The organism is Mesorhizobium sp. LNJC405B00 (assembly GCF_000502615.1).
Classification (GTDB): Bacteria; Pseudomonadota; Alphaproteobacteria; order Rhizobiales; family Rhizobiaceae; genus Mesorhizobium.
On record NZ_AYWC01000014.1, the window covers coordinates 57,626 to 74,071 of the forward strand.

The following is a 16,446-nucleotide window of genomic DNA, read 5'->3' on the forward strand; positions in this document are numbered from 1 at the left end:
CGGTGATTATTGGGCGATCTTGGACGGCCCGGTCACCAGCGCACGAAGAACCGTCCCCCGAGCGCGCCCAGACCGGCGAGGACGGCGATGGCGAGCGTGTACCAGGTGGCGACGAAAAGCGGCGAATCGTCGAAGCAGTGCGCGGCGTAGAAGGTCGCCGCCAGGCCGCCGGCGAGCAGTCCCGCGACCGCCCCGGCCAACACCGGCCGCGTCGGCGCTCCATAGCGCAGCATCCACAGGAAGACGGCAAGCGGGCCGATTCCGATCAGCGGGATGAAGCCCATGCAGATCATCATGTTGGAGCCGACCATGCGCGTGCTCCACATCGGCTCCGGCACCATGAACAGTTCGAGAGCCACCGCCACGGCCACCAGCAGCGGCGCCGCCAGCATCCAGGCCGCGGCTCTTGCCGTCGAAGCGCCCGGCGTCGACAACGCCCGGACCAGGCCAAAGGCGGTGACGGCGAGCACGATGGTGAACACGAACTTCGCCAGGAACCGCATCGTGTGCATGGCGGTCATGATGTCGGGACGCGGGCCGATGGTGAGAAAGAAGACCAGAGCCGCGATCACCGCCGCGGCTGCCGCCGCCATCAACCAGGCCGAGCGCAGCGGCATCGCCTTGCTGCTTGTGTCGGCGTCGAGTGCCTTGATGAGATCCTCCGTCCTCATGTCACTGCCGCCCGAAGCGCCCCTGCCCAAATCGCTTGGCGATCGCGGCAAGCCCGCGATGCAGCGACACCCGCACCGCCGTCTCGCTGACGCCGAGCCTGGCCGCCGTCTCGCCGATGGAGCGGCCGTCGACCGAGATCGAAGAAACGACGGAACGCTGCGCAGCCGGCAGTCCGTCCAGCGCCCGGTTGATGTCGCGTTCGCTGACGGTCTCGGTTTCCGGCTCGGCAAAGGTCTCGGCGATCTCGTCGATCTCGATTTCGATGCGCCGTCCGCGCCGCCGGAAAGCATCGATCAGCTTGAAGCGGGCTATCGCATAGATCCATGGCAACACCGGCGCGTCCTGGCGCCAGGTATGCCGTTTCACATGAATGGCCAGCAAGGTTTCCTGCACGACATCCTCGGGATCGACCCCGCCCTGTACGATCTTGCGCCTCGCAAAGCCGCGAACCAGCGCGGCGATCCGGTGCAAAAAGTCGGCGTAGGCCCTTTCATCTCCCGCGATCGCGGCCCGCATCAGCCGGGAAAGCTCGGCCTCATCCTTGCCGCTCACAAGAGTTCACTCCCCGATCTTCGCGCCTCGGCACCGATTTGTTACGTGTCCGGCGAAATGATGTCCAAGCCAAAGTGCCGCAAAATCACGAAAGTTTGCGGGAGCGGCGACCGATTGAAGCAGCCGAGCAATGTTGACTACTGCTGTCAGGTATCGATAGGTGCAGCCTGCGAAACCAGAACCACCGAGATTGAGGATGACGCCATGAGATACACGCTCTCCACCCTAGCGGGGGCCACAGCGCTGGCCGTGAGCATGATCGCCGGGCCGGCGATGGCCGCGGATGCCGGCATCATCGTCTACAACGCCCAGCATGAGAGCCTGGCCAAGGAATGGGTCGAAGGTTTCACCAAGGAAACCGGCATCAAGGTCACGCTGCGCAATGGCGGCGACAGCGATTTCTCCAACCAGATCGTCGCCGAGGGCGCTTCTTCGCCGGCCGACGTGTTCCTGACCGAAAACTCGCCGGCGATGACCCTGGTCGAAGCGGCGGGCCTTTTCGCGCCGGTCGACGCCGACACGCTGGCGCAAGTCCCGGCCGAATTCCAGCCGAGCAGCGGCAAATGGGTGGGTGTCGCGGCGCGCAGCACCGTCTTTGCCTACAACAAGACCAAGCTCACGGCCGAAAAGCTGCCCAAATCGATGCTCGATCTCGCCGATCCCGCCTGGAAAGGCCGCTGGGCAGCCTCGCCTTCCGGCGCCGATTTTCAGGCCATCGTCAGCGCGCTGCTCGAGCTCAAGGGCGAAGCCGCAACCGCCGACTGGCTGAAGGCCATGAAGGAGAATTTCACCGCCTACAAGGGCAACGGCACGGTGATGAAGGCGGTCAATGCCGGCGAGATCGAAGGCGGAATCATCTACCACTATTACTATTTCGGCGATCAGGCAAAGACCGGCGAAAACAGCAAGAACGTCGAACTGCATTATTTCAAGAACCAGGATCCCGGCGCTTTCGTCTCGATCTCCGGCGGCGGCGTGCTCGCCTCGAGCAAGCACCCGAAGGAAGCCCAGGCGTTCCTCAAATGGGTGACCGGGAAAGGCGGCCAGGACGTGCTGAAGACCGGCACGTCCTTCGAATACGCTATCGGCAAGGACGCGCAGTCCAATCCCAAGCTGGTGCCGCTGGCCGACCTGCAGGCGCCGAAGGTCGATCCGGCGACACTGAACTCCAAAAAGGTGACGGACCTGATGACGGCAGCCGGCTTGCTTTAGGCTGGGTTCGTCCTAAAAGGGCAACGATTGCGCTCCTGCCGGACTTTCCGCAGGAGCGCTCTGTTTTCGAGATGGCATTGTCCATGACGACACATTGCGTTTCCGGCCGCGCCTGCGGCGCCCCCGCCCCGGCGGCAGTGGCGCGGTCGAGCTGATGCAAACTGCGGTCGATCTCGCACGTTCAGGCCAGACAGTCGGGCGGTCCCGCCGGAAGCCCATGTCCTGGATCGCGCTTGTCGCCATAATTGTCTCGCTGCTGTCGCTGCTGCCGCTGGCGTTCATCATCTGGATCGGCGTGCAGATCGGCTGGGACACTGCTTCGGCCCTGGTCTTCCGGCCGCGCGTCGGCGAACTTCTGGTCAACACCGTGCTTCTGGTGGCGCTCACCGTGCCGATCGCCACCGTGCTGTCGGTGACGCTGGCATGGCTGACCGAGCGCAGCGACCTGCCAGGCGCCCGCCTCTGGGCCTGGCTGTCGGTAGCGCCGCTTGCCATCCCCGCCTTCGTGCACTCCTATGCCTGGATTACCCTGGTGCCGGGACTGCATGGCCTGTGGGCCGGCGTGCTGGTGTCGGTCCTTGCCTATTTCCCATTCCTCTATTTGCCACTAGCGGCCGCATTGCGCCGGCTGGATCCCGCCCTGGAAGATGCGGCCGCAGCGCTTGGCCTCGGACCATGGCGCGTGTTTTGGCGCGTCGTGCTGCCGCAGCTCAGGCTCGCCATTTGCGGCGGTGCGCTGCTGGTTGGACTTCATCTGCTTGCCGAATATGGCCTCTATGTCTTCATCCGCTTCGACACTTTCACCACCGCGATCGTCGACCAGTTCCAGTCGACCTTCAACGGCCCCGCCGCCAACATGCTGGCCGGCGTCCTGGTGACTTGCTGCTTCGTGCTGCTCGCGCTGGAGGTGCTGGTGCGCGGCGAGGAACGCTATGCCCGCGTAGGCTCGGGTGCCGCGCGCCGCCAGCAGCGCACCAGGCTCGGTCGCGCCACCCTGCCCTGCCTGGCTCTGCCTGCCATCGCCACGCTTCTCGCCATCGGCGTGCCCTTCGTCACCATCGGCCGCTGGCTGGTCGCCGGCGGCGCCGATGTCTGGCGTTTGGACGAGATCGGCCTGGCGCTTGGCCAGACACTGTTCCTGGCGCTGGCCGGCGCCTTGCTTGCGACCATCGCCGCCATGCCGATGGCCTGGATCTCGATCCGCGCGCCGGGACCGCTGCAGCGGCTGCTCGAAGGCTGCAATTACATTGTCGGTTCGCTGCCCGGCGTGGTCATCGCGCTGGCCTTGGTCACCATTACCGTGCGCATCGCCATGCCGCTCTACCAGACGCTGTTCACAATCCTGGTCGCCTATGCCCTGATGTTCCTGCCGCGCGCCTTGATCAGCCTCAGAGCCTCGATCGCACAGGCGCCGGTCGAGCTCGAACGCGCCGCCGCCAGCCTTGGCCGGCCGCCGCTGAAGGCGCTTTGGTCGACAACGATTCGCCTGTCGGCGCCGGGGGCTGCGGCCGGCATGGCGCTGGTCGCGCTCGGCATCATGAACGAGCTGACCGCCACCCAGATGCTGGCGCCCAACGGCACGCGCACGCTGGCCATGGCGTTCTGGTCCTATAGCGGCGAGATCGACTATGCCTCCGCCGCCCCTTACGCCTTCATCATGGTGGCGATGTCGCTGCCGCTGACTTGGCTGCTCTATGTCCAGTCGAAACGGATGGCCGGGCGATGAGTTTTCTCGAAATCAGTGGCCTCACCAAGCACTACGGCCCGGTCGCAGCCCTTGCCGGCATCGAGCTCAGCGCCGCAAGCGGCAGTCGCACCGCGATCGTCGGCCCGTCCGGCTGCGGCAAGACGACGTTGCTGCGGCTGATCGCCGGCTTCGAGGCGCCCGACCAGGGCCGCGTCGTGCTCGACGGCGAGGTGCTGGCCAATGGCGGCCATGCGGTGCCGGCGCACCGCCGCGGCATCGGCCTGGTGGCGCAGGACGGCGCCCTGTTCCCGCATCTCAGCATCGGCGACAATATCGGCTTTGGCATGGCCCGCGGCGAGGACCAGCGCGCCGAGCGCATCGCCGAGCTCGCCTATACCGTCGGGCTGGACAAGGCGATCCTCAAGCGCCGCCCGCACCAGCTCTCCGGCGGCCAGCAGCAGCGCGTGGCGCTGGCCCGCGCCATGGCGATGAAGCCCAGGCTGATGTTGCTCGACGAACCGTTCTCGGCGCTCGACACCGGTCTGCGCGCCTCGATGCGCAAGGCCGTCGCCGAACTACTCGAAGCCGCCGGCATCACCACCATCCTGGTCACCCACGACCAGGCCGAGGCGCTGTCCTTCGCCAGCCAGGTGGCGGTCATGCGCGACGGAAAGTTCTCTCAGATCGGCACACCGCGAGAACTCTATCTGCAGCCGAAAGACCGCATGGTTGCCGAGTTTCTTGGCGACGCCATCATCTTGCCGGCAAAGATTTCAGGCGGCTTTGCCACCTCTTCGCTCGGCCGCATCGCGGTCGACTCGAAGGAGCGGCTGGATGTCGCCCGCATCATGCTGCGGCCGGAACAGGTGCAGGTGAAGCGCACGTCGCGCGAAGGCATGTCGGGGCCTGTAGGTACGATCTTCGCCGAGGTGACGGATTCGGAGTTCGCCGGCTCGATGTGCACCATTGCGGTGCGGTTGTTGAACAACCCCGATCCGCCCGACGCCGCGGCAATAGGCAGCACGCCGCTGATCCTGCGCAAACCGGGTATCGACGCGCCTTCCGTCGGCGAGATCGTGCGCCTGACCGTCTCCGGCAAGGCGCATGTCTTCGCCTGAACTGCCGATGCGCCGGATTGGCGCGAGCGGCTGCGTCAATCGACTCGTTTCCCAGCATTGTCGAACCAATGCAGCTTCTCGGCCCTGGCCACGACGCGCAGTTGATCGCCGGGTTTGGCCGTGGCGCGGCCGGCCACACGCACGACGATGCGGTTGCCGCCGGCGGCACAGTGAAGAAAGCTTTCGGCTCCCACAGGTTCGACCGCCTCGACCGCCGCAGGCAGAATAAGCGCGCCGGACGGTGCCTCGGCGCCGAAGGTGACGTCGGCATCCTCGGGACGGAAGCCAAGCGTGGCGGCCTTCGCAGGCGCAAAGTCAATCGCCTTGCCATCAGTCAGCGCTGGACCAGCCGATGCTTGCAAAAGAGGCAGAAGGTTCATCGGCGGCGCACCGATGAAAGAGGCGACGAAGGTCGAGGCCGGCTTCTCGTAGATGTCGAGTGGCGCGCCCGTCTGCTCGACCAACCCGCCATTCATGACGACGAGAATATCGGCCAGCGTCATCGCCTCAAGCTGATCGTGGGTGACGTAGACCGAGGTGACACCGAGCGAGCGCTGCAAATTCTTGATTTCAACCCGCATCTGGCCGCGCAGTTTGGCGTCGAGATTGGAAAGCGGCTCGTCGAACAGGAAGACTTTCGGATTGCGCACGATTGCGCGACCCATGGCCACGCGCTGGCGCTGGCCGCCGGAAAGCTCGCGCGGGCGCCGGTCGAGCAGCGCCGTGAGCTCCAGCACCTTGGCGGTCGAGCGAACCCTGCTGTCGATCTCGTCCTTGGGAGTACCCCGGTTGCGCAACCCGTAGGCCATGTTGTCGTAGACCTTCATATGCGGGTAGAGCGCATAGTTCTGGAACACCATGGCAATGTCTCGCTCGGTCGGGCCGATGCTGTTGACGATCTTGCCGTCGATGGCGACCGTACCGGAAGAAATGGTCTCCAGCCCTGCAATCATCCGCAACAGCGTGGACTTGCCGCAGCCGGACGGCCCAACCAGCACGCAAAGCTCCTTGTCGGGAATGGCGATCGAGACACCCCTCACCGCCTCGACGCCGCCGGGATAGACTTTCTTCACATCCTTCAGATCGATGGTCGCCATCAGCTTCTCACTTTTCGGTATCGACCAGTCCGCGCACGAACCAGCGTTGCATCAGCACCACGATCAGGATCGGCGGCAGTATGGCCAGCATCGCGGTGACCATGACCAGATGCCATTGGGTATCGGCATCGGCGAAGGAGACCATCTTTCTAAGTGCGATGACGATGGTGTTCATGTCATTGCTGTTGGTGACGAGCAGCGGCCACAGGTACTGCGTCCAGCCATAAATGAAGAGGATGACGAACAGCGCCGCGATGTTGGTGCGCGACAGCGGCAGCAGGATGTCGAAAAAGAAGCGCCATGGTCCGGCGCCGTCGACACGCGCCGCTTCCACCAACTCACCTGGAATGGTCATGAAGAACTGGCGAAACAGAAGCGTGGCGGTGGCCGAGGCGATCAGCGGAATGATCAGGCCGGCATAGGTGTCGATCATGCCGAGATCGACCATCACCTTGTAGGTCGGCAGGATGCGCACCTCGACGGGAAGCATCAGCGTGATGAAGATCAGCCAGAAGAAGACCATCCGAAGCGGAAAACGGAAGAACACGATCGCATAGGCCGAAAGGATCGAGATGAAAATCTTCCCCACCGCGATGCCGAGCGCCATGATCGTGGTGTTGAGCAGCAATCGGCCGACACTGACGCCGCCGATGCGGCCGACACCGCCGAACAGCGACTCGCTGTAATTGTTCCAGACCTGGTCGCCGGGCAAAAGAGGCAATGGCGGCTTGAGGATGGTCTGCAGCGTCTGCGTGGAGGCAACGAAGGTGTAGTAGATCGGGAAAGCGACGATCAGGATGCCCAGGATGAGCACGGCGTGGGCGATGAGGGCGCGAAGCGGGGACTGACCAATCATCGCTCGCGCTCAACCGTAGTGGACTTTGCGTTCCACATAGCGGAACTGGATGGCCGTGAGTGAGATGACGATGACCATCAGGATGACCGACTGCGCGGCCGAATCGCCGAGGATCAAATTGACGAAACCGTCATTGTAGACCTTGTAGACCAGCGTCTCGGTGGCCTTGCCTGGCCCGCCGCCGGTGACGGCATGAACGATACCGAAAGTGTCGAACAGTGCATAGACAGTGTTGACGACCAGCAGGAAGAAGGTCGTCGGTGCGAGCAGCGGGAAGACGATGGTCCAGAAGCGCTTCGTCTCCCCGGCGCCGTCCATGGCCGCCGCCTCTATCAACGTCTTCGGCACTGCCTGCAGCCCGGCGACGAAGAATAGGAAATTGTAGCTGATCTGCTTCCAGGCAGCCGCAGACACCAGCAGGATCATGGCTTGGTTGCCGTTAAGCAAGGGATCCCAGGCGATGCCGAGACCTCTCAAGGCGTAGGCCAGCGAACCGATCGAGGGGTTGAACAGAAACAGCCACAACATGCCGGCAATCGCCGGCGCCACCGCATACGGCCAGATCAGCAGCGTGCGATAGAGGCCTTTGCCGCGCACCACCTTCTCGGCCATGACGGCAAGCAACAGGGCCACACCCATGGCGACGATCGCGGTCGCCAGAGAGAACACCAGCGTAACTTTGATCGAGTTGAGGTAGGCCGGGTCGGCCAGCACCTTGCGAAAATTGGCGAGCCCGACGAACTTGCTCTTCAGCCCGAACGGGTCTTCCCTGAGCATCGACTGGTAGAGCGCCTGCCCGGTCGGCCAGTAGAAAAAGATCAGCGTAATGGCGAGTTGCGGCGCCACCAGCAGGTAAGGCAGGGTCTTGTTGGGAAAGACGACGCGTGGAGACAGGGTGATTCCCTCGCTATTCAGGAAATCGTCCACGCGGGTCCGCGTGGACGAGGTTCAACTGACAAATCGCTTCAGTTTCCGATCGCTTCCTGAATCGCCTTGTTGCCGCGTGCGACCGCGTTGTCGAGTGCCTGCTGCGCAGTCTGCTGGCCGGCCAGCATCTTCTCGAACTCCTCATTCTCGATGTCGCGCACCTGCGGCAGGTTGACGAGGCGCACGCCCTTCGAGTTCTCGGTCGGCGCCTTGCCCAGCATCTGCAGGATCGGCGTCTCACGGCCCGGATTCTTGTCATAGAAGCCGGACTTCTTGGTCGCTTCATAGGCAGCGAGCGTCACCGGCAGATAACCCGACTTCTGGTGCAGATACTCTTGCACTTCGGTCTTGGACAGGTAGGAGAAGAACGCCGCGACGCCCTTGTATTCCTCGTCCGATTTGTTGCCGAACACCCACAGGCTGGCGCCGCCCGGCGTGGTGTTCTGGGGCGCGCCCTTGGCGTCACTATCATAGGGAAGCTGGCCGATGCCGTAGTTCATGCCCGACTTGACGATGTCACCGAGACCCCCCGACGATTCGGTGAAGATGCCGCATTCTCCGGCAAGAAAGATCTGCTTGGCTTCGGATGTACGGCCGCCATATTTGAAGGTGCCGTCCTTGGCCAGGTCGGCGAGCGCCTGGAAATGATTGACGAAGATCGGCGCATTGATCTTGAGCTCAACGTCGGTTCCGGCAAGTCCGTTCTGGTTGGTGCCATAGGAAACGTCGTTCCAGGCAGCGAAGGCCTCAAGGTGGATCCAGGTCAACCAGGTCGAGGTATAGCCGCAGGAAGCGGCGCCGCTCGCCTTGATCTTCTTGGCGGCTTCCCACACCTCGTTCCAGGTCTTTGGCGGATTGTTCACATCAAGCCCGGCCTTCTGGAAGATATCCTTGTTGTAGTAGAGGATGGGCGACGAGGAATTATAGGGGAAGGACAGCATGGTCCCGTCCGGCTTCGAATAGTAGCCGACGATGCCGGGCAAATACTGGCTCTTGTCGAAGGTCACGCCGGCGCTGGTCAGCACATCGGCCACCGGCTTGATCGCACCTTCGGCGGCCATCATGACGCCGGTACCCACGTCGAACACCTGGATGATGTCGGGCGCTTGCCCCGCACGAAAGGCAGCGATGCCGGCATTCAGCGTTTCGGGATAGGTGCCCTTGAAAACAGGGAGAATTTCATAGTCGCTCTGGCTGGCATTGAAATCCTTGGCGATCTTGTCGACCACCTCGGCATTGGCGCCGGTCATTGCATGCCACCAACTGATCTGGGTGGCGGTGAAGGCGGAGGTGGTGGAAAGCAGGGTCAAGGTGGCGGCAACACCGGCCGCAAAGCCGAACAACTTCATGTTTCATCTCCCGTTTGTCATTGGCGAAAGGGGCGCTCCCGCGAACGCAATATGTGTCGCTGATGACAATCGGACAACGGATTTGTTGCTGTTTCGTGAATTTCATACCCGGCTAACTTCGCGCCCCCTCGCCTTGCAACGAGGACAGAGAGAAATGCCAAGCCGGCTCAGCGATAGAATGGGGCATGGTGGGCCTGCAAGGATCGCCGACCGCCCAGCGATGCGTGAAGGGCCCGCGTGACAGCGCCACGCACCTGCACCGTGCGGCCGCCAAACCGGCGCTCGGCCAGATCGAGATCGGCCGAGCGGCATCGCGCCAGGCGCTGCTGTAACCGTGCGTCTGGAATGAGAACAGGATCGCCGCAACGTACAACCCGAAAAACCCGCTGTAGTTGTAGTTCGCATAACCGATTCTTCGTCAAGCGTGGCATACTAATCAAGTGGACGGCTTGATTGCTGTGGGAGAGCAGGTGGGGCGAGATGCTGACGGTCTATAATTGTATCGTGCATGAGCACGATCTGAGACTGGTCGCACTGGCAGCGCTCATTTGCGGTATTTCTTCCTTCTCGGCGGTCAACCTGCTTCGCCATGTCGACCGCTCGAGCGAGCGCAACCGCTATACCTGGCTGATGATAGCAGCCACTTCCACCGGCTTCGGTATCTGGGCGACGCATTTCATCGCAATGCTTGCCTTTTCTCCCGGAATCCCCAACGCCTACAATACGGAAATGTCGGCGCTTTCGCTCGCCGGTTCCGTCGCCCTGACCGCTGCGGGCATGTGGATCGCCACCTTGCGCCGGGGCATCGACTACCCTCTGGTCGGCGGCGCGGTCCTCGGCGCTGGTATCGCCGCCATGCACTATATCGGCATGGCCGCCTTCGAGGTCGAAGGGCGCATCGTCTGGAACCCGCTGCTGGTCGGCGTCTCGGTGCTGACAGGCGTCACCCTCGCCGCGCTGGCGCTGCTGGTCGTGTTGCGACGGCCGTCCATGCAGGCCACAATCGCCGCCGCCATCCTGTTGACGCTGGCGATCTGCAGCCTGCACTTCATCGCCATGGGCGCGGTGTCGATCTTCCCGGACTCCTCCATCGAGATATCGCAGTTCACGGTCGAACCGGTGTCGCAGGCCTTCGCCGCCGCTGCAGTCAGCATGGCTATCCTGGTGCTTTCAGCCGCAGCATTGTGGATCGACCTTCGCTTCCGGCGTCACAAGCTCGAGGCCGAGCGCATGCACGGCCTCGCCAACGCCGCCGTCGAGGGGCTGATCGTCTGCGACGGCGCCCGCATCGTCAGCGCCAATGACAGCATCGCGGCACTCACCGGCATTGCGCCGGAAGTGCTGAACGCGATGCTGCTTGGCGACCTCTTCGCCGAACGCACCGCGGCCGGCATGTCCGACTGCAGCGGACAGGCACAGGAAGCCGAACTCAGAGCCCATGACGGCGCCACCATCCCCGTCGAACTTATCGCCAGAAGCATCGACTATTGCGGCAAGCGGCACAGCGTGGTCGCCGTGCGCGACATCCGCGAACGCAGGAAGGCCGAGCAGGAGATCCTGCGCCTCGCCCATTTCGACCCGCTGACCGGGCTCCCCAACCGCCGCAGTTTCTCCGGCCGGCTCGAGGCCGAAATTGCCGCAATGGACCGCGGCGGCAAGGGTGGGCATCTTGCGCTGCTGCTGCTCGACCTCGACCGCTTCAAGGAAGTGAACGACCTGTTCGGGCATGGCGCCGGCGATGCCATGCTGCAGAAGGTGGCGCTATGCGCCTCCGCCGTGCTCCGCCACGGACAGATGCTGGCGCGTCTCGGCGGCGACGAGTTCGCCATCATCGCTCCGAACCTTCCCGATCCGCAGGCGGCCGGCCGCATCGCCGAGGCGGTGCTGGCGGCCATGCGCGAGGAAAACCGGCTGTCGGTCGGTGGCGGGCTGGTGTCGGCCAGCATCGGCATTGCACTTTATCCGCTCGACGCCGATGAGCCGACACTCCTGGTCAGCCACGCCGACACCGCGCTCTACCGCGCCAAGGCCGAGGGCAAGGACACTTACCGTTACTTCGAGGCCTCGATGGGCGCCGAGGCGCGAGACCGGCGCGTGATGGAGCACGAACTGCGCCAGGCCATGGCGCGCGATGAGTTTCGCCTCGTCTACCAGCCACAAAAGGAGATCAGCAGCGGGCGGATGGTCGGGTTCGAAGCGCTGATCCGCTGGCGCCATCCGCAGCGCGGCGACGTGTCGCCGGCGACCTTCATCCCGGTGGCCGAAGACAGCGGCGTCATCATCCAGATCGGCGAATGGGTGCTGGCGACGGCCTGCGCCGAGGCAGCGCGCTGGAAGAACCCTCTCACCGTCGCGGTCAATGTCTCGGCGGTGCAGCTCCACAATCCGAATTTCAGCCGCAAGGTGCATGAAGTCCTGCTCGGCTCCGGCCTGACGCCCGGCAGGCTCGAACTCGAGATCACCGAAACGGCGCTGGTCAAGGACATGCCGCGCGCGCTGGCGACCTTGCGCCAGGTGAAGGCGCTTGGCGTGCGTGTGGCGATGGACGATTTCGGCACCGGCTACTCCTCGCTGTCCAATCTCCGCGCCTTCCCCTTCGACAAGATCAAGATCGACGGCTCATTCATCAAATCAGTCGACAGCAACGGCCAGGTGGCAGCCATCGTGCGCGCCGTTCTGGGGCTTGGCCGCGGTCTCGGCCTGCCGGTTCTGGCCGAGGGCGTCGAGACGCTGGGCGAGCTGAAATTCCTCGACGCCGAGGCCTGCGAGATCGGCCAGGGCTACTATCTAGGCCGGCCGAGCCCGATCGAGGCGTTCAGCGAACTGACCGGCGTCGCGGCGCCGGCGGCACACGACGACGCCAGCGTCAAACAACGCGGCGGCAGCATCTTGATGCTGCCGCCGGCGGCGGCCCTGCGCTCAGCCTAGAGCAATTTCAGGAAAAGTGTGAAACGGTTTTCCGTCCGAAATTGCGTCGAAACAAAAAAGTTAGCGCGGGTAGCCGTTTCGACGAAACGGTGAACCGCTCTAAGGGGCGAGTGCGGCCTCGACCAGGCGCTTGGCATCCGGTCCCGACCATTCGGCCGGTCCGTTCATATGCGCGACCAGGCAGCCTTCGCCATCGATCAGCATGGTGACGGGGAGGCCTAGCGCCAAGCCACGCGTCTTGACATCGTTGAACAGCGCCAGCGTCGAATCGCGGTAGTAGCCGAGCGACCCGATGCCGATATCGGCGAGGAACTTCTTGGGCTTCACATCGTCGCCGGCATCGACATTGACCGCGACCACTTCAAAGGCATCGCTGCCCTTTTCCTTCTGCAAGGCGTCGAGCGCCGGCATTTCGGCGCGGCAGGGCGCGCACCACGTTGCCCACAGATTGAGCAGCACGGTCTTGCCGGCATGATCGGCGAGCGTCATCGGCTTGCCGTCGGGACCGTTGAAGGCGAGACTTTCCAGCGATTGCGGCGGATCGGCGGGCAGCAATGCCGCAACCTGGCCGGTGGCCGCGGCGGCAACTTTTTTGGCGCGGTCGCTCTTGGCGGCGCAGGCGACGTCGTCCTTGCTGTTGCCCGCGCCGGCCGCAGGTGCGCTGCCGGTGGCTGCGTTGTTGCCAGACCCGCTCTCGCTGACATATACCGCGACCGCGCCGGCCAGCACGCCCGCCAGCAAAGCGGCGAGGATCAGGCGCGGGGCCGGGAAGTATCTGTTACCGTCTGCCATTTTTCTAAGACTGCTCCGGAGCACGGGTTATAGCGATGAGCGACAAGAAGGCCAGCAACCAGATGTGGGGCGGACGTTTTGCCTCGGGTCCGGCCGCGATCATGGAAGCGATCAACGCGTCGATTTCGTTCGACCGCAAACTCTATGCGCAAGACATAAGAGGTTCGATCGCCCACAGCGAGATGTTGGCTGAAACGGGCATTATTTCGGCGGCCGATCAAGAAAAAATCGCTCACGGGCTGAACACGATCCTGAAAGAGATCGAGGCCGGCACATTCGAGTTCTCGACCCGGCTGGAAGACATCCACATGAATATCGAGGCCCGCCTTGCCGATCTGGTCGGCCCGGCCGCCGGCCGCCTGCACACCGCCCGCTCGCGCAACGACCAGGTGGCGGTGGATCTCCGGCTCTGGGTCAAGGACGAGTGCTTTCGCGTCGCCGAGGCGCTGAAGGGGCTGATCTCAGCCTTGCTCGACCGCGCCGAGGAGCATGCGGCGACCGTGATGCCCGGCTTCACCCACATGCAGGCGGCGCAGCCGGTGACCTTCGGCCACCATTGCATGGCCTATGTCGAGATGTTTTCGCGCGACCTGTCGCGCGTCCGCGACGCCATCGAGCGGATGGATGAAAGCCCGCTCGGCGCGGCAGCGCTTGCCGGCACCAGTTTTCCGATCGATCGCCACAAGACCGCCAAGGCGCTCGGCTTCCGCGAGCCGATGCGCAATTCGTTGGACAGCGTCTCCGACCGCGATTTCGCGCTGGAGTTTTTGAGCCTGGTGGCGATCTCCGCCACGCATCTGTCGCGGCTCGCCGAAGAAATCATCATCTGGTCGACGCCGCAATTCGGCTTTGTCAGACTGTCGGACAGTTTCTCCACCGGCTCCTCAATCATGCCGCAGAAGAAGAACCCGGACGCCGCCGAACTGGTGCGCGGCAAGACCGGCCGCGTCACCGGCCATCTCGTCGGGCTGCTGACCGTGATGAAGGGCATGCCGCTGACCTACGGCAAGGACATGCAGGAAGACAAGGAATCGGTCTTCGACGCTGCCGAAACACTCGATTTGATGCTGGCTGCGATGACGGGCATGGTGCGCGACATGACGGTCAATGCCGCCGCCATGAAAAAAGCCGCCGGCTCGGGCCACGCGACCGCGACCGACCTCGCCGACTGGCTGGTGCGCGCGCTGGGCCTTCCCTTCCGTGAGGCACACCATGTCACCGGCCGCGCGGTGGCGGTGGCCGAAGAGAAGAAGGTGAGCCTTGAAAAGCTGTCGCTGGAAGATCTGCAGTCGATCAACCCCGGCATCACGGCAGACATCTTCTCGGTTCTGGCGGTGCAGAATTCGGTGAAGAGCCGCACCAGTTTCGGCGGCACGGCGCCGTCGGAGGTCAGGAAGCAGATCCGCAGCTGGAAAAAGCGCATCGCCAAGGCATGATGCCGGGGTGCAATGCGCCTAAAACTCGGTTAAAAGCGCAGCACATAAAGTTTCGGACGGATGGATCGATGACCGCAAGCAGGATTTTGGTGACGCTGACGCTGCTGACGGCGATGGCTGCCGTGACCGCTTGCGGCCGTAAGGCCGGTCTCGACACGCCCTATGAAGCGGCCGTCCAGGCCCGCAAGGACGCCGAGCGCGCCAAACAGCCGGTGCCGCCGGAGCCGGAAAAACCGGTCGTGGACAAGAAATTCATCCTCGACCCGCTGATCTAGAGCCGATGAGACTGGCTTGGTCTTTCTGACCAGGTCTCGTGCTCCAACTTCCGGAAACACTCTCGTGAACCATTTCGATTACCGCGACGGCGTGCTCCATGCCGAGGACGTGGCGATACCAGACATCGCCGCAAGCGTCGGCACGCCGTTCTATTGTTATTCGGCGGCAACCTTGACGAGGCACTACCGGGTGTTCGCCGGGGCGTTTGCCGGGCTCGACACGCTGGTCTGTTACGCCTTGAAGGCGAATTCCAACCAGGCGGTGCTGCGGACGCTGGCAAAGCTCGGCGCCGGCGCCGATACCGTCTCGGAAGGCGAAATGCGCCGCGCGCTCGCCGCCGGCATCCCGGCCAGCAAGATCGTATTCTCGGGCGTCGGCAAGACCGCGCGCGAAATGGATTTTGCGCTCGAGGCCGGCATTCTCTGCTTCAATGTCGAATCCGAGCCGGAGCTGGAGTTGCTGTCGGCCCGCGCCACCGCGCTCGGCAAGGTGGCGCCGGTCTCGCTGCGCATCAACCCGGATGTCGACGCCAGGACGCACAGGAAGATCTCCACCGGCAAGGCCGAGAACAAGTTCGGCATTCCCTGGCAAAGGGCGCGCCAGGTCTATGCCCGCGCGGCCGGGCTGCCGGGCACCAAGCCCATCGGCATCGATACCCATATCGGCAGCCAGGTCACCGAGTTGCAGCCCTTTGACGATGCTTTCGCGCTTCTGGCGGAACTGGTCGGCGCGCTGCGCGCCGATGGCCACGCCGTCGAGCATGTCGATCTCGGCGGCGGCCTCGGCATCCCCTACCGCACCGACAACAGCCCGCCGCCTCTGCCCGATGCCTATGCCGAGATCGTCAGGAAGCATCTGACAAAGCTTGGAGTGAAGGTGATGTTCGAGCCGGGCCGGCTGATCGTCGGCAATGCCGGCATCCTGGTCTCGGAAGTGATATTCGTGAAGGAAGGCGACGCCAAGAACTTCCTCGTCGTCGACGCCGCCATGAACGATCTGATCCGGCCGACGCTCTACGATGCCTTCCACGACATCAAGCCGGTGGTGCAGCCGCCGGCCGACACGCCGCGCATGGCGGTCGACGTCGTCGGCCCGGTCTGCGAGACCGGCGACTATCTCGGCCTCGACCGTGACCTGCCCCGGCTCAAGTCTGGCGACCTCATCGCCGTCACCACCGCCGGCGCCTATGGCGCGGTGCAATCCGGCACCTACAACACCCGCCTACTTGTGCCTGAGGTTCTGGTCGACGGCGACCGTTTCCACGTCGTGCGCCGGCGCCAGACCTATGACGAGCTGATCGGCCTGGATTCGGTGCCCGACTGGCTGAAATAGAAGCCGCAGCGCCGGCTGCGCTACAGCCGGTTCTGGATGAGCATCCTTGAGATCGGAAGAGCACACGTCTGAACTNGAGAGCGTCGCCTGAGTAATGCCGAGCTTCTCCGCGATCAGCAGCGCGCAAACGCCGTCCTCGACCAGATCGCCGTCTGCCTGGGCCGGGAAATGGGCCTGCGGATCCTTCAGCCAGTCGAGGATCTGCAGCCTGC

Annotated in this window: 15 protein-coding genes; 8 read left to right on the forward strand and 7 right to left on the reverse strand. The window is 63.8% G+C overall.

The genetic code is table 11. From position 1 onward, the window contains the following. Positions 1 to 32 precede the first annotated feature (32 nt). Both X756_RS142315 and X756_RS142310 read right to left on the reverse strand, forming a co-directional pair. The gene (locus tag X756_RS142315) at positions 33 to 671 is read right to left on the reverse strand and encodes an NrsF family protein (RefSeq protein WP_023671666.1); all 639 of its coding nucleotides are present in this window, start codon (positions 669 to 671) and stop codon (positions 33 to 35) included. 1 nt (position 672) lies between these two features. Next, positions 673 to 1,224: a sigma-70 family RNA polymerase sigma factor gene (locus X756_RS142310; protein WP_023671665.1), complete on the reverse strand. Its 552-nt coding sequence runs from the start codon at positions 1,222 to 1,224 to the stop codon at positions 673 to 675. Positions 1,225 to 1,428: 204 nt separating this feature from the next. On the opposite strand from X756_RS142310, the gene X756_RS142305 reads away from it, so the two are divergent. From X756_RS142305 to X756_RS142295, 3 genes are all read left to right on the forward strand, one after another. After that, on the forward strand, positions 1,429 to 2,436 hold the full coding sequence (locus X756_RS142305; protein WP_023698702.1) for an iron ABC transporter substrate-binding protein: 1,008 nt from the start codon (positions 1,429 to 1,431) through the stop codon (positions 2,434 to 2,436). 154 nt (positions 2,437 to 2,590) lie between these two features. Then, entirely contained in the window at positions 2,591 to 4,162 is a 1,572-nt protein-coding gene (locus tag X756_RS142300; protein WP_023731060.1) for an iron ABC transporter permease, read from the forward strand. Further along, positions 4,159 to 5,241, forward strand: a complete 1,083-nt coding sequence (locus X756_RS142295) for an ABC transporter ATP-binding protein (protein WP_023731061.1) — start codon at positions 4,159 to 4,161, stop codon at positions 5,239 to 5,241. Before X756_RS142300 ends, X756_RS142295 begins: the two co-directional genes overlap by 4 nt. A gap of 35 nt (positions 5,242 to 5,276) precedes the next feature. Here X756_RS142295 and X756_RS142290 read toward each other — a convergent pair whose 3' ends face one another. The 4 genes from X756_RS142290 to ugpB form a co-directional block, all read right to left on the reverse strand. Next, positions 5,277 to 6,338, reverse strand: a complete 1,062-nt coding sequence (locus X756_RS142290; RefSeq protein WP_023731062.1) for a sn-glycerol-3-phosphate import ATP-binding protein UgpC — start codon at positions 6,336 to 6,338, stop codon at positions 5,277 to 5,279. A 7-nt stretch (positions 6,339 to 6,345) separates the two neighbouring features. Next, the gene (gene ugpE / locus X756_RS142285; RefSeq protein WP_023731063.1) at positions 6,346 to 7,194 is read right to left on the reverse strand and encodes a sn-glycerol-3-phosphate ABC transporter permease UgpE; all 849 of its coding nucleotides are present in this window, start codon (positions 7,192 to 7,194) and stop codon (positions 6,346 to 6,348) included. A gap of 9 nt (positions 7,195 to 7,203) precedes the next feature. Continuing rightward, positions 7,204 to 8,088: a sn-glycerol-3-phosphate ABC transporter permease UgpA gene (ugpA, locus tag X756_RS142280; protein ID WP_023731064.1), complete on the reverse strand. Its 885-nt coding sequence runs from the start codon at positions 8,086 to 8,088 to the stop codon at positions 7,204 to 7,206. Between the two features lie 71 nt (positions 8,089 to 8,159). After that, positions 8,160 to 9,470 carry a sn-glycerol-3-phosphate ABC transporter substrate-binding protein UgpB gene (gene ugpB / locus X756_RS142275; RefSeq protein ID WP_023726977.1) on the reverse strand — a complete coding sequence of 437 codons (1,311 nt, stop codon included), beginning with the start codon at positions 9,468 to 9,470 and terminating at the stop codon, positions 8,160 to 8,162. Positions 9,471 to 9,655: 185 nt separating this feature from the next. Between ugpB and X756_RS1000000168955 the strand changes: the two genes are divergently transcribed. Both X756_RS1000000168955 and X756_RS142270 read left to right on the forward strand, forming a co-directional pair. Further along, a complete protein-coding gene (locus X756_RS1000000168955; RefSeq protein WP_023685332.1) occupies positions 9,656 to 9,802 on the forward strand; it encodes a hypothetical protein in 147 nt (48 codons plus the stop codon). 148 nt (positions 9,803 to 9,950) lie between these two features. Next, positions 9,951 to 12,398, forward strand: coding sequence for an EAL domain-containing protein (locus tag X756_RS142270; protein WP_023731065.1), 2,448 nt, complete (start codon positions 9,951 to 9,953; stop codon positions 12,396 to 12,398). Between the two features lie 99 nt (positions 12,399 to 12,497). Here X756_RS142270 and X756_RS142265 read toward each other — a convergent pair whose 3' ends face one another. After that, positions 12,498 to 13,190, reverse strand: coding sequence for a TlpA disulfide reductase family protein (locus tag X756_RS142265; RefSeq protein WP_023731066.1), 693 nt, complete (start codon positions 13,188 to 13,190; stop codon positions 12,498 to 12,500). 35 nt (positions 13,191 to 13,225) lie between these two features. On the opposite strand from X756_RS142265, the gene argH reads away from it, so the two are divergent. The 3 genes from argH to lysA all read left to right on the forward strand — a co-directional run bounded on the left by argH (position 13,226) and on the right by lysA (position 16,234). After that, a complete protein-coding gene (gene argH / locus X756_RS142260) occupies positions 13,226 to 14,626 on the forward strand; it encodes an argininosuccinate lyase (protein WP_023731067.1) in 1,401 nt (466 codons plus the stop codon). A 68-nt stretch (positions 14,627 to 14,694) separates the two neighbouring features. Further along, entirely contained in the window at positions 14,695 to 14,901 is a 207-nt protein-coding gene (locus X756_RS142255) for a hypothetical protein (protein WP_023673325.1), read from the forward strand. Between the two features lie 64 nt (positions 14,902 to 14,965). Then, the gene (gene lysA / locus X756_RS142250; protein ID WP_023731068.1) at positions 14,966 to 16,234 is read left to right on the forward strand and encodes a diaminopimelate decarboxylase; all 1,269 of its coding nucleotides are present in this window, start codon (positions 14,966 to 14,968) and stop codon (positions 16,232 to 16,234) included. Positions 16,235 to 16,446 lie beyond the last annotated feature (212 nt).